Annotated in this window: 10 protein-coding genes; all 10 read right to left on the bottom strand. The window is 47.0% G+C overall.

Annotated features, from left to right (window positions below):
* Nucleotides 1–21: 21 nt before the first annotated feature.
* The 10 genes from ACSZLD_RS03160 to dxr all read right to left on the bottom strand — a co-directional run bounded on the left by ACSZLD_RS03160 (nucleotide 22) and on the right by dxr (nucleotide 13,492).
* Nucleotides 22–300: a DUF503 domain-containing protein gene (locus ACSZLD_RS03160; RefSeq protein ID WP_444684200.1), complete on the bottom strand. Its 279-nt coding sequence runs from the start codon at nucleotides 298–300 to the stop codon at nucleotides 22–24.
* Nucleotides 297–2,378, bottom strand: coding sequence for a translation initiation factor IF-2 (infB, locus tag ACSZLD_RS03155; RefSeq protein ID WP_377908269.1), 2,082 nt, complete (start codon nucleotides 2,376–2,378; stop codon nucleotides 297–299). The genes ACSZLD_RS03160 and infB overlap by 4 nt, the downstream gene beginning before the upstream one ends.
* 18 nt (nucleotides 2,379–2,396) lie before the next feature.
* Nucleotides 2,397–2,714, bottom strand: coding sequence for a L7Ae/L30e/S12e/Gadd45 family ribosomal protein (locus ACSZLD_RS03150; protein WP_377908268.1), 318 nt, complete (start codon nucleotides 2,712–2,714; stop codon nucleotides 2,397–2,399).
* The gene (rnpM, locus tag ACSZLD_RS03145) at nucleotides 2,711–2,986 is read right to left on the bottom strand and encodes an RNase P modulator RnpM (RefSeq protein ID WP_377908267.1); all 276 of its coding nucleotides are present in this window, start codon (nucleotides 2,984–2,986) and stop codon (nucleotides 2,711–2,713) included. The genes ACSZLD_RS03150 and rnpM overlap by 4 nt, the downstream gene beginning before the upstream one ends.
* An 18-nt stretch (nucleotides 2,987–3,004) precedes the next feature.
* The gene (gene nusA / locus ACSZLD_RS03140; RefSeq protein ID WP_377908266.1) at nucleotides 3,005–4,135 is read right to left on the bottom strand and encodes a transcription termination factor NusA; all 1,131 of its coding nucleotides are present in this window, start codon (nucleotides 4,133–4,135) and stop codon (nucleotides 3,005–3,007) included.
* A gap of 52 nt (nucleotides 4,136–4,187) precedes the next feature.
* Nucleotides 4,188–4,658 (bottom strand): ribosome maturation factor RimP, encoded by a 471-nt coding sequence (gene rimP, locus ACSZLD_RS03135; RefSeq protein ID WP_444684199.1) that lies wholly within the window; start codon nucleotides 4,656–4,658, stop codon nucleotides 4,188–4,190.
* A gap of 189 nt (nucleotides 4,659–4,847) precedes the next feature.
* Complete coding sequence (locus ACSZLD_RS03130; RefSeq protein WP_377908558.1) at nucleotides 4,848–9,143, bottom strand: PolC-type DNA polymerase III; 4,296 nt, start codon at nucleotides 9,141–9,143, stop codon at nucleotides 4,848–4,850.
* Between the two features lie 98 nt (nucleotides 9,144–9,241).
* Nucleotides 9,242–10,945 carry a proline--tRNA ligase gene (locus ACSZLD_RS03125; RefSeq protein WP_444684198.1) on the bottom strand — a complete coding sequence of 568 codons (1,704 nt, stop codon included), beginning with the start codon at nucleotides 10,943–10,945 and terminating at the stop codon, nucleotides 9,242–9,244.
* A gap of 120 nt (nucleotides 10,946–11,065) precedes the next feature.
* A complete protein-coding gene (gene rseP, locus ACSZLD_RS03120; protein WP_377908263.1) occupies nucleotides 11,066–12,325 on the bottom strand; it encodes an RIP metalloprotease RseP in 1,260 nt (419 codons plus the stop codon).
* Nucleotides 12,326–12,340: 15 nt separating this feature from the next.
* Nucleotides 12,341–13,492, bottom strand: a complete 1,152-nt coding sequence (dxr, locus tag ACSZLD_RS03115; protein ID WP_444684197.1) for a 1-deoxy-D-xylulose-5-phosphate reductoisomerase — start codon at nucleotides 13,490–13,492, stop codon at nucleotides 12,341–12,343.
* Between the last annotated feature and the right edge of the window lie 53 nt (nucleotides 13,493–13,545).

Raw genomic sequence — 13,545 nt, 5'->3', positions numbered from 1 at the left:
AACCACTCCTGACTTTCTAAATTACAGCCATTCCCAGGTAACAGAGGAAATCTCGAGTTCAGGACGGGAATCCAGGTAATGCAACACCCGCTGAAGCTCTTTTTCCACGACTGCTCTGCTGCTGCTTACAGATACTGCTACCCATTTTACGCGCTGCCAAACATCCTGATGTTCCGTTTCGGCAAAGGCCGCGTTAAACTTTCTGCGGATGTGATCCGCACAGCTTTTCGTCACAGCCCGCTTTTCTTTCAATGACTGCGGATCGTAAAGCAGAGCTTCTATCGTGACCGCTCCGATCATGTGCGTTTAATTTCCTCCATGATATAGGCTTCAATGATGTCGCCTTCCTTCACATCATTAAAACCGTCAAGGGTAATACCGCACTCGTAGTTTTTCGCTACTTCTTTAACATCATCCTTGAAACGCTTCAAGTCCTGCAGGGATCCCTCATGAATGACGACACCGTCGCGAATCAGACGCACGGTAGAATCGCGTGTGATCTTTCCTTCTGTCACATACGAACCTGCGATTGAACCGATACGCGAAACTTTAAAGACTTGTCGAACTTCAGCCTGACCGATGACTTTTTCTTCGTATTCAGGGTCAAGCATGCCTTTCATCGCCGCTTCAACTTCTTCAATTGCAGCATAAATGACGCGGTGCAGGCGAATATCCACGTTTTCCGCATCAGCTGTGCGCTTAGCGTTTACGTCCGGGCGAACGTTAAAACCAATCACAATAGCGTTCGAAGCGGAAGCAAGAATGATATCCGATTCTGCAATCGCACCGACACCAGTATGAATGATATTTACTTTAACGCCTTCGACCTCTATTTTTTCAAGGGAACCTTTCATTGCCTCTGCCGAACCTTGAACGTCTGCTTTGACAATAATATTGATATCTTTGATTTCACCTTGCTGGATTTGATCAAACAAATCATCCAGGCTCACAGTGGAATTTTGTTTCCGGCTGGCAACCTTCTCACGCATGGAACGGGTTTCCCCAATTTGACGCGCCTTCTTTTCATCTTTAAAGACTTTAAACTGATCTCCAGCCTGTGGAACATCGTTCAGACCGGTGATCTCAACCGGCATGGAAGGTCCTGCTTCTTTAACCCGGCGTCCGATATCGTTCACCATTGCACGGACTTTTCCGTACGTATTCCCGACGACAATAGCGTCTCCAACACGGAGCGTTCCGCCTTGCACGAGCAATGTTGCAACAGGACCACGACCGCGGTCAAGCTCCGCTTCGACAACTGTGCCGTTTGCTTCTTTATTCGGGTTTGCCTTCAGTTCGCCTACTTCACTGACCAGAAGAATCATTTCAAGCAGTTCATCGATTCCTTCACCCTGAATAGCCGAAACGTTGACGAAAATCGTTTCACCGCCCCAGGCTTCTGCAACGAGACCGTGTTCAGTGAGTTCCTGCATGACGCGGTCCGGGTTGGATCCTTCTTTATCAATTTTGTTCACAGCTACGATAATCGGTACATCAGCTGCTTTAGCATGATTGATCGCTTCGACTGTCTGAGGCATCACGCCGTCATCAGCTGCAACGACAAGTATTGTAATATCCGTTGCCTGAGCACCTCGTGCACGCATAGTTGTAAAGGCTGCGTGACCTGGAGTGTCGAGGAACGTAATCTTCTTGCCGTTTTCTTCTACTTGATAGGCACCGATATGCTGAGTGATACCTCCAGCTTCACCGGCTGTCACTTTCGTGTGGCGGATGCTGTCCAGGAGTGTTGTTTTACCATGGTCGACGTGACCCATGATTGTAACGACAGGAGACCGCTCCTGAAGATCTTCCGGTGCATCTTCTTGAATCATATTCTCAAATTCAGCTTCATCCACGACAATTTTTTCTTCTACTTCTACGCCAAATTCCTCACCGAGAAGCTCAATTGTCGTATTATCAAGTTCCTGGTTAATCGTTGCCATAGTACCAAGACCCATTAACTTCTTGATAATTTCAGACGGCTCTTTATTCAGCTTGCCTGCAAATTCAGCAATCGTAATTGGAAGCTCGTACGTGATAGATGCAGGCATTGCCGGCTTCTGCTTCTGAGGCTTCGGTCCGCCTTTTCTGCCGCCGCCCCGGCTGTTTTGCTGGCTCCGGTTATTTTTCTGTCCAGGTTTTTTGTTCGCGTTTGGTTTACTGTTGTTTTTTTGTTTCACGGGTGCATTCTCACCACTTCTCTTAGGTTTGGAAGATACTTTTTTCTCGTTTTTTCCTTCCAGCTTATCTATTGTATCCTGAGTAATCACGCTCATGTGGTTGTTGACCTCAATGCCCATTTTCCCCAGTTTAGTAATGATCTCTTTACTGGTAACGTTCTTTTGTTTAGCATATTCATAAATTCTCATTTTGCTCATAAACGTACCTCCTATATATCAGGACAACTCCTGACCGTCAGAGAGCTTTAAAAATGCTTTGGCAAAACCCTCATCCATAATGGCCAGCGTCACCCTCATTTCTTTTCCGACTGCAGCTCCGAGATCTTCTCTCAACCCGGCCTGCACAATCGGTACATGATAAAAACGGCATTTATCCGTTATCTTTTTCTTCACCGCATCTCCTGCATCTTCAGCGAGCACTACCGCTGATGCTTTTTTGGCCTGAACAGCTTTAACAACGAGCTCTTCCCCCGTGGTTAACTTGCCTGCGCGCTGCATAAGTCCGAGAAGATTCAGCTGCTTTTGACTGATCACAGCAGCTGCTCCCGCAAGTGAAGCCGGCGCATTTCCTCGTACAGAGAAGCCGGAACGGATGCTTTTAAATGCCGGTCCAATACCTGCTTTTTCTCCGCCTGATTAATGATATCCAAATCGCTGGACACATAAGCTCCCCGGCCGGACTTTTTAGAAGTCGGATCCAGAACAACTTCCCCTTCTGGAGTTCGCACGACACGAATCAGCTCTTTTTTAGGTTTCATTTCCTGAGTGACAACGCACTTTCGCAGGGGTGTTTTTTTCTTGCGCATGGTTAAATCCCCTCCAGCTTAGTTATCTTCATTGAGCCAGTCGGCTACACTGTCGTGTTCCTCTTCCGACTCTGACTCTTGAACTGGTTCAGCATCTTCGTCAAGAAGCCCGAGCTCTTCAGCTTCCGACTCACTTTTAATGTCGATTTTCCATCCGGTCAGCTTGGCAGCAAGCCTGGCATTCTGACCGCGTTTTCCAATTGCTAAAGAGAGCTGGTAGTCCGGAACGATTACTTGCGTCATTTTTTCTTCTTCATTCACCGTTACCTTTACGACTTTTGACGGGCTGAGGGCGTTAGCTACGTATACCTTCGGGTCTTCAGACCAGCGGACTATATCAATCTTTTCGCCGCGCAGTTCATCGACAATTGTTTGGACACGCTGTCCTCTGGGCCCTACGCAAGAGCCTACCGGATCAATGTCTTCGTTCTCCGCATGAACGGAGATCTTGGAACGTTCGCCTGCTTCACGGGAAACCGATTTTACTTCTACGGCGCCATCATAAATTTCAGGAACTTCCAACTCAAAAAGTCGTTTTAGTAATCCTGGATGCGTGCGGGAGATCATAATTTGAGGACCTTTTGTCGTTTTTTCAACCTTCGTAATATATGCTTTGATCCGATCATTGTGCTTGTAGCTCTCAGTCGGCATCTGTTCGCTTAAAGGCATGAGTGCTTCCACTTTTCCAAGATCCACATAAATGAAACGGTGATCCTGACGCTGCACGATTCCGGTCATGATATCTTCCTCGCGGTCGATGAAATCAGAGTAAATGATGCCTCTCTCGGCTTCACGCACGCGCTGGGTTACGACCTGTTTAGCCGTCTGGGCGGCAATTCGTCCGAAATCGCGCGGTGTTACCTCAATTTCTACGACATCGTCCACCTCATAAAGCGGATTAATGGAATGCGCTTCTTCCAGCGAAATCTCGAGCCGTGCGTCAAACACCTCTTCTACAACCTGCTTCCGGGCAAAAACCCGAATCGAACCGGAATCACGGTCGATATCTACACGCACGTTTTGCGCAGAATTAAAATTTCGCTTATAGCCGGTGATCAATGCCTGTTCAATCGCTTCCAAAATCACCTCTTTATCAATTCCCTTATCTTTCTCAATGGTCGCAAGGGCTTCCATAAATTCACTGTTCATGGAGCTTTAATCCCCCTTTCCAAATTTAACAGCGGCCTTGCCGTCTGTATGGTTACATAATGACAGCAAGCCGCGCTTTTGCTACTTGCGCGTAAGGCACCTTCTTGACAACTTTTTTGTGCATTTGCTTTACTGCAATATGAAGCGTATCATTTTCAAAATGCTGAAGCTCACCTTCAAACACCTTATCTCCTTCTACTGGAGCGTACGTTGTAACATGTACATTCTTTCCAACAGCTTTTTCGATATCCTGCTTTTTCTTTAGTGGACGTTCAGCCCCAGGCGAAGAAACTTCCAGATAATACGCCTGTTCAATCGGGTCTTCACTGTCCAGTGATTCACTGAGCCGTTCGCTGACTTTCGTACAGTCGTCTAAGTCGACTCCATGATCGGAATCGATGAAAACTCGCAAAAACCAGTTCTTTCCTTCTTTTTGAAACTCAACATCTACCAGTTCTAGTTCCAGCTCTTCCAAAATTGGAGCTGCAAGCTGCTCAACTGCCTGCTGAATAGTACGGGACATAGGCAAACCTCCTCATCTATCTTCTGTATTGAACAAGTTTTTTGGTCTGCAGCTGAGCTCAGCTGCTTTTCACAATGTCCATTTACCGCAAAAGAAAGAGTGGGGATGCCCCACTCTTTCCTACGTTCGTATCCCGATGTCTGTATTTAATATACCACAGCGGTTATCAGACTGCAAACGAGCAGAAGGTTAAAAGAGAGACAGCTGATTGGAATCCGGAAGCCCTTCAAGACATCCGTGCTCATCCAATCTCTCCAGTACGCTCTTCGTAATCCGGCTGCGTTCCCGCAAATTTTCTTTCGAGAGGAATTCGCCATCCTCTCTGGCTTTTTCTACAGCGATAGCAGCATTCGTTCCTACACCGTTGATCGCATTAAATGGCGGAAGGAGCTTATCACCATCCACTTGGAATTCAGTTGCTTTAGACCGGTACAAATCCACTTTTTGAAAGCTGAATCCGCGTTCACACATTTCAAGCGAGAGTTCCAGTACGGTTACCAGGCTCTTCTCTTTCGGTGACGCATCTAGTCCTTTACCGTGGATCTCCTCGATTTTTTTTCGGATCGACGCTGACCCATTAATCATCGTATCCAAATCAAAATCATCAGCGCGTACAGTAAAGTAGGCTGCATAAAACATCATCGGCTGATGGACTTTAAAATATGCAATTCTGACAGCCATCAATACATAAGCAGCTGCGTGAGCCTTTGGGAACATATATTTGATCTTCAGACACGAGCCGATATACCAGTCTGGTACACCGTGCTTTTTCATTTCTTCGATCCATTCCTCTTCAAGGCCGCGTCCTTTTCGTACAAATTCCATTATTTTAAAAGCAAGAGGATGATCAAGTCCTTTATACATGAGATACACCATAATATCGTCCCGGCAGCCTATTACGTCCTTAAGCTGACACGTTCCAGCTGCAATTAGGTCCGCGGCATTATTGAGCCACACGTCCGCACCGTGAGAAAGCCCGGAAATCTGAACCAGCTCACTAAAGGTGGACGGGTTCGTTTCTTCAAGCATCTGCCTGACAAACCGGGTTCCAAATTCGGGAATACCGTATGTTCCAGTTTTACAGAGGATTTGATCCGGTGTTACGCCTAACGATTCAGTGCCGCTGAACAACTTGAATACCTCAGGATCATCGACCGGAATCTTTTTAGGATCCATCCCGCTCAAATCCTGCAGCATTCGTATAACGGTTGGATCATCGTGTCCTAGAATATCGAGTTTAAGCAGATTGTCATGAATAGAGTGAAAATCAAAATGAGTTGTTTTCCATTCAGACTCCCGGTCATCTGCCGGAAACTGGATTGGAGAAAAGTCGTAAATATCTAAATGGTCCGGAACAACAATGATACCGCCGGGGTGCTGGCCTGTCGTCCGCTTGACACCTGTGCAGCCTTGCACGAGCCGGTCAATCTCTGCGCCTCTCAGCTGAAGCTCTTCATCGCTTTCATATCCTCTCACATAACCGTATGCTGTTTTTTCTGCTACCGTACCGATTGTTCCGGCGCGGTAAACGTACTCTTCACCAAACAGAGCTTTTGTATAGTTGTGCGCTACCGGCTGATAGTCACCGGAAAAGTTCAAATCAATATCCGGTACTTTATCTCCTTTAAAGCCGAGGAAGGTTTCAAACGGAATGTCGTGCCCGTCTTTATCATAAGCGGTTCCACACTTTTCACACGGTTTATCTGGCAAGTCGAATCCGGATCCAACACTGCCATCATTAAAGAAATAGGAATGCTTGCATGAAGGGCAAACATAATGCGGAGGAAGCGGATTTACTTCAGTTATTTCGGTCATAGTGGCGACAAAACTGGAGCCGACTGATCCCCGCGAACCAACAAGATACCCATCGTCGAGTGATTTCTTAACGAGCTTTTGTGAAATAAGATAGATGACCGAGAAGCCGTTTGAAATAATGCTCGTAAGCTCTTTTTCCAGGCGATCCACGACTAGTTGAGGCAGGTCGTCACCGTAGATCGATTTTGCGCGGTCATAGCAAAGCTGACGCATCTCGTCATCGGCACCCTCTATATGCGGTGTAAATAAGTCGTCCGGAATCGGTTTTATCTCATCGATACGATCCGCAAAAGCCTGCGTATTCGTAACGACAATTTCCTTAGCCTTCTCTTCTGGCAGAAACGAAAACTCAGCCAGCATATCATCAGTCGACCGAAAATGCACTTCGGGAAGGGTTTGTCTGTTCAGCGGATTCGCTCCTCCTTGAGAAGCAATCAGCACTTTTCGATAAACAGCATCTTCTTTATTTAAATAATGTGCATTGCCTGTCGCACAGACCGGTAGTCCTGTTTCTTCTCCAAGCTTCACGACCTGCTTCAAAATATCTTTCAGTTCGAGTTCATCGCGAACAATTTCACGTTCGACCAGATGACGGTAATTTCCAGGTGGCTGGACTTCTAAAAAGTCGTAAAACTCAGCTGTATTTTTTGTTTCTTCAAGGCCCTTCTGCATTAATGAATCGAACACTTCCCCTTTATCGCACCCCGAGCCGACAAGAATTCCCTCGCGGTTTTTCTGCAATACTGACCTTGGTACTCTCGGCACCCGGTAAAAATAATCGATATGTGAATACGAAACGAGCTTATACAGGTTTTTCAACCCGTCTTTTGTTTGTGCATATATCGTACAGTGATAAGGACGCTGTTTTTTATAGTCTTCTGGAGATCCCTGTTCGTTCAAATCAGCTAATGATGTGATGTCTTTCTCCAAGGCATCTTTAACCATTTTCCAGAGCAGATGAGCAGTGGCTTCTGCATCATAAATCGCTCGGTGGTGAGAGACAAGCTCTATATTGAACTTTTTACAAAGCGTGTTTAACCGATAGTTTTTAAAGTGCGGATAGAGCATGCGTCCTAATTCGAGTGTATCAATTACAGGATTCTTCACTTTATCCAGGCCGGCTTTTTGATAGCCGGCGTTTAAGAAGCCGATATCAAAACTTGCGTTATGGGCAACGAGCGTGTCACTGCCGCACCATTCTCTAAAGGAAACCAGAACTTCGTCAATCGCAGGCTGCCCTTCAAGCATATCATCTGTTATACCGGTCAGTTCAATGATTGTCGCGCTTAGTTTCTCACCTGGATCGGCAAAAGATTCAAACTTATCGATAACCTCCCCATTTTGGATCTTAACGGCCGCCAACTCAATAATCGTATTATAAACGGCTGACAGACCGGTTGTTTCCACATCAAACACAATATACGTTTCTTCTTTCAAGTCGCGCGGCTCCGGATTATAGGCAATTGGGACGCCATCATCGACGAGATTAATTTCTACTCCGTACAGTATTTTTATATCGTGCTTGCTGCCTGTAGCATACGCTTCCGGAAAGGACTGCGCAACCGCGTGATCAGTGACTGCGACAGCAGGCATTCCCCATGAAGCAGCTCGCTTCACGTAGTCACTTGCAGATGCGACAGCATCCATCTGACTCATTGTCGTATGAAGGTGAAGCTCTACGCGCTTCTCGTTATCAGCAGCCCTGTCCTGAGGAGGCTCCCTGCGGATTTCATGAAAATCACGCGCCATCATTGTCAGATCCCGAATGAACGTATCGTACTGTACCGGACCTCGGGCACGCATCCACATGCCTTCTTTAACAGCTTCCAGTTTAGGAATGTCTTCTTTATCATTTGAGAATACTTTGATCAGCATTGAATCGGTATAATCCGTGATTTTAAAGGTTAAAAGCACGCGCCCGCTCTTTAATTCTTTTGTTTCTGCGTGAAAGACGTAACCCTCTACCGCAATGCGACGCTCTTCTTCAATAATTCGTTCCAGAGGAGTAATTTCGTCCTTGATGGCTGTTCCAACCGCAACCCGTTCTGTCTCCTGAATTTCCTTCGCTCTGGATTCCTGCTTCTTTTTCTCAAGCATCGCTTCAACGACCTTGTGATGATCCTCTTCCTGCTTTTGCTCTTCGAATTTTTGAATTTCTTCTGTATCGCCTTTCACACGGGAAGTGAAGCCCCATTCTGGAAATCCGCATTCACGCAGGAGACCCTGCAGCGGCTCTCTGACCCTTCGATTCATGAGCTCTGCTTCAGTATCATTAAGGACATCTACAACGATTTTATTATGGTCGATATCAGGTGTCTGTGATTCAAGCCGCTTTATTAATCCGTTCGTTGCATGCTTCAAACGCTCGAGGAAGTACGGCCAATACGAGGCAAAGTGACGTTCTGCACCTGTCTGGTCACTTGTTCGAATATACATGTGTACATCAGCTATATGCGACAGCCCATTCACAACCCGGCTTTTTAGCAGCTCGTAGGCAGGAAAAGGCATTACGTGCGGCACATTTAAATACAAATGCCACTGACGGTTTTTTTGATGAATTTCCAGCTTGCCGATCGAAGCTTGATCAGCGTAAGCCTGCATAAATTCCTCTGGCATCTGAACCTGTTTCATCAGCAGCTTGAACCGCTCTTTCCGCTGTTCATCTTCCATGCTCAAAGCGGTCACTCCTTTCTAATTGAAAAATGCGATAGATAAGGGAGCTGTCCGCAGTCTGGGCGGACAGCCCCCTCCTATTAGTCTTTACTCGGCTACATGTCCATTAGTTCGTTCAGGCGGGATGCCAGCTGATCGACATGCAGTTCCTCAGCTTGCCCGTCTGCTCGCTGCTTTAATTCCACATACCCTTCCTCTGCTCGTTTGCCAACTTGTACTCGCAGCGGAATACCAATAAGATCCGCATCCTTAAACTTCACCCCGGCACGTTCTGCCCGGTCATCGTAGAGGGTGTCCAGGCCGGACTGACGGAACTGCTCATAAAGCCGGTCTGCCAAGTCCCGCTGCTCCTCTTTTTTACTGTTTATTGCGATCAGATGTACATCGAAAGGTGCACAAGCTGTTGGCCAGACAATTCCATTCTCGTCATGATTCTCCTCAATTACTGCTGCGACTGTACGTGAAACTCCAATGCCGTATGAACCCATTACTATCGGCTTTGCTTTACCCTCCTGATTTAAATAAGTAGCGCCAAGCGCTTCACTGTATTTGGTACCAAGCTTAAACACGTGGCCAACTTCAATGCCTTCTTTGAACCGAATCGTTCCATTCCCGTCCGGAGAAGGATCCCCTTCTTTAATAACGCGGAGATCTTCATACCGATCAGGTGTAAAATCCCTGCCCGGATTCACATTGATATAGTGAACGTCCTCTTTGTTCGCTCCAGTACATGCATTGACCATGTATTGCACAGCGTGATCAGCAACGATTCGCAGTTCGCCTTCAATACCGACAGGACCTGCTGAGCCAGGAACCGTTTTACCTGCTGAACGAATCAATTCCTCAGAAGCCGCCTCTACTTTACCGGCATCCAGCACATGCTTGAGTTTGATATCGTTTGATTCGTGATCGCCGCGCACGAGCACCATCACAAGCTCTTCATCTACTTCATAAAAGACTGCCTTGATGCACCGCTCTGCTGGCAAATCAAGATAATGTCCGACGCTCTCAATCGTTTTCTGTCCAGGGGTCTCCACTTCACTTAGATCTTCTGCTTCACCGCTCTGCTGAGTGTAATCATTCGCGCAAGGAGCAATTTCAATATTGGCAGCGAAATCAGAACCATCTGAATAAGCAATGGTATCTTCGCCAATGTTCGTTAATACCATAAACTCATGTGTGTCTTTACCGCCCATCGCGCCAGAGTCAGCAATAACAGCTCTGAAGTTAAGTCCAAGACGCGTAAAAACATTCGTATACGCTTCATACATACTTTGATAGCTCTTATCCAAACCATCGAAATCTCGGTCAAAGGAGTACGCGTCTTTCATCAGGAACTCTCTTCCGCGTAAAACACCAAAACGGGGTCTGCGTTCGTCACGAAATTTATTTTGAATTTGATAGAGCGTCATCGGTAGCTCTTTGTAAGAGCGCACATCGTCGCGAATGATGGATGTGATCACTTCTTCATGCGTCGGGCCAAGTGCGAATTCGCGCTGGTGCCTGTCTTTAAACCTCATTAGCTCCGGTCCGTAATCTTCCCACCTTCCAGATTCTTTCCAAAGTTCAGCCGGCTGGATCGCCGGCATAATCATTTCCTGTGCACCGGCGCGGTCCATTTCTTCACGTACAATCTGCTCCACCTTACGCAGAACCCGCCATCCTAACGGCAGAAATGAATAAACGCCGGCTGAGCTTTGCCGGATCATTCCGGCTCTCAGCATCAGCTGGTGGCTGACTGCATCAGCGCCGCTGGGATTGTCGCGAAGCGTTGGAACTAAGAACGTTGTTTGTCTCATCTATGACACCTCGATCAGCTATGTATTTTCCAAACCGGCTGTGTAAGCCGGCCCGGATTAAATCTGCTTCATTTATTTATGCGTTTAAACGGTTCAAGCTATTATTCAGCCTGCTGAAACTCAGGAAAAGATTCGATTAATGTCGTTCCAGGTTACTGCTATAACTAGCAGCATCAGCAGTGCGAATCCGACCAAGTGAACAAAACCTTCTTTTTGAGGGTCTATCGGCTTACCTCTAACTGCTTCCAGTCCGATAAACATCAGCCTGCCCCCATCGAGAGCCGGCAAGGGCAGTAGGTTGATGATACCTAAATTGACACTTAAAATGGCAGCCCACTGAATTAATACAAGTACTCCCATCGCCGCCACTTCACCAGTGTAGTTATAAATTCCGACAGGCCCTGCAAGTGCATCCAAACTAAATTGGCCGGTGACCAGCAGGCCAAGTGCTTCGATGATTAATTTCGTATATTCATATGTTTGAGTAAACCCAAAAGCAAGCGCACCGGTCAGCGTTCGTTCCGTTGGTGCAAGCACCCCGATCACGCCAATATCATCCGCTTCAGGAATTTCCCGAATTTCCGTTGTCATCGTGACGTCGAAAGTTTCGCCGTTTCGAGCTACGGTGAAATCCATTGTTTCATTCGGTGCTTCCTGAATGATCCCAGTCATATCCTCCCAAGTGCTGACCGCTGTTCCATCGATCGTCTGAATGACGTCACCTTCTTCGAGACCCGCTTCTTCCGCAGGTCCTTCTTCTGAAAGCCCTCCAACTACCGGCTCATTGACTGGCAGGCCGGCAATAGCAGCGTAAATAATCAGCAGGAATACTGCAAGAACGAAGTTCATCAGCGGTCCGGCAAAAATAGCAGCGGCGCGCTGAGATACCGTTTTCGAGGAGAATTGACGATCGTATGGAGCTATTTGTGTCGCCTTCTCATCATATACATATTGAGCCTTCCGGTCGAGGCTGTACGTAACAGGATCTTCCTCTTCTTCAACGTATCCACGTACAAACAGATCATGCTCCATATCAATCTGTTCCACCTGCATCACTCTGCAGTCTGGATGCTTGGATTTATTATTAATGATAAGTTTCTTAACGAGACCTTCATCATTAAATAGTAACCCGACTTCATAGCCGGGCTTTATTTGCACAAGTTCTGGATCTTCTCCTGCCATTCTGACAAACCCGCCTAGCGGAAGAAGCCTGATCGTATACGTAGTTTCGTTGCGGTCGAAGCTGAAAAGTTTCGGTCCAAACCCAATTGCAAACTCACGGCATAAAATGCCGGCTCGCTTCGCCACAACCAGGTGTCCCCATTCATGAATGAAGACAAGCAGACCGAAAATAACGATTACCGCTAATAAGGTGTTCATTTGCTTACACTTCCTTTATCCGGAGGCCTGCGCAGCAGTTCGAATGCGCGTCTCCCTGTCAATATCAATAATTTCTTGCAAATCAGGCTCGGTCACTCGCGAATGCCGTTCGAGTGCCTGTTCAACGAGCTCATCAATTTCTAAAAACGTAATCTTTCTATTTAAAAACATGTCAACAGCTGCTTCATTTGCCGCGTTGAGTACGGTCGGCATAGAGCCTCCCGCCTTGCCGGCTTCCAGAGCCAGCTTAAACGCTTTATACCGGTTTAGATCAAGCTGACTAAAATGAAGCGTTCCTGCTTCCCAAAGCTTTAATGGCCGGCTGCCCTGTATCGGCATCCGTTCCGGACAAGTTAGGGCATATTGAATCGGAACGCGCATATCAGGTGTGCCAAGATGTGCCATTACGCTGCCGTCCACATACTCCACCATCGAATGAACAATGCTTTCTGTATGAATCAGAACATCGATTTTTTCATAGGGCATATTAAAAAGCCAGTGCGCTTCTATCACTTCCAGCCCTTTGTTCATCATGGTCGCCGAATCAATTGTAATTTTTGCGCCCATGCTCCAATTTGGATGATTCAATGCTTCGTCAACCGTTACACCCTTAAGCTCCTCCCGGGATTTGTCCCGAAAACTGCCTCCGCTGGCAGTTAAAATAAGGCTTTTAACGTCCTGCTTTCTGCCGTGCAGGCATTGATAAATCGCTGAATGCTCACTATCAACCGGAAGCAGCTCAACGCCTGTCTCTCCCTGAAGTTTTTTAACGAGGTGACCAGCTGTTACGAGCGTTTCTTTATTCGCAATGGCGATCGTTTTACCAGCCCGCATAGCGGCAAGCGTCGGTTCCAATCCAACTCGCCCCATCACTGCGTTTACCAGAACGTCACCCTTGCTGCCCGCATTCGCACAGGCTGAAAGTCCCTCCTCTCCCGGGATTACTTCCGGTTTGTAAGTAAGCAGCGGTTTGAGCTTTTGAGCAGCTTCATGAGATCCCGCACCAATCACTGCCGGACGAAATTCATTCGCCGCTTCTGCGGCCGCCTCTGTATTTTTTCCAAAAGATAAGCTTTCCAGTTTAAAATGCTCCGGATTGCTTCTAATAATATCCAGCGTCTGTACCCCAATGGAGCCGGTAGCTCCAAGCAGATGTACGTGCTTCATATGTGACTGCCTCCAAATTCTTAATATGCCGTTGTTAGCGGCTAACCGGTACC

It is taken from the genome of Alkalicoccus luteus (assembly GCF_052061695.1).
GTDB classification, from domain to species: Bacteria; Bacillota; Bacilli; order Bacillales; family Salisediminibacteriaceae; genus Alkalicoccus; species Alkalicoccus luteus.
The sequence above is the reverse complement of the archived record's forward strand: the minus strand, read 5'-3'. Positions and strand labels throughout refer to the sequence as shown.

What these genes read in the sequence shown, in the direction of transcription:
- ACSZLD_RS03160 (WP_444684200.1), bottom strand. Translation starts at nt 300, where the DNA reads ATGATCGGAGCGGTCACGATAGAAGCTCTGCTTTACGATCCGCAGTCA.
- infB (WP_377908269.1), bottom strand. Translation starts at nt 2,378, where the DNA reads ATGAGCAAAATGAGAATTTATGAATATGCTAAACAAAAGAACGTTACC.
- rnpM (WP_377908267.1), bottom strand. Translation starts at nt 2,986, where the DNA reads ATGCGCAAGAAAAAAACACCCCTGCGAAAGTGCGTTGTCACTCAGGAA.
- nusA (WP_377908266.1), bottom strand. Translation starts at nt 4,135, where the DNA reads ATGAACAGTGAATTTATGGAAGCCCTTGCGACCATTGAGAAAGATAAG.
- rimP (WP_444684199.1), bottom strand. Translation starts at nt 4,658, where the DNA reads ATGTCCCGTACTATTCAGCAGGCAGTTGAGCAGCTTGCAGCTCCAATT.
- ACSZLD_RS03130 (WP_377908558.1), bottom strand. Translation starts at nt 9,143, where the DNA reads ATGGAAGATGAACAGCGGAAAGAGCGGTTCAAGCTGCTGATGAAACAG.
- ACSZLD_RS03125 (WP_444684198.1), bottom strand. Translation starts at nt 10,945, where the DNA reads ATGAGACAAACAACGTTCTTAGTTCCAACGCTTCGCGACAATCCCAGC.
- rseP (WP_377908263.1), bottom strand. Translation starts at nt 12,325, where the DNA reads ATGAACACCTTATTAGCGGTAATCGTTATTTTCGGTCTGCTTGTCTTC.
- dxr (WP_444684197.1), bottom strand. Translation starts at nt 13,492, where the DNA reads ATGAAGCACGTACATCTGCTTGGAGCTACCGGCTCCATTGGGGTACAG.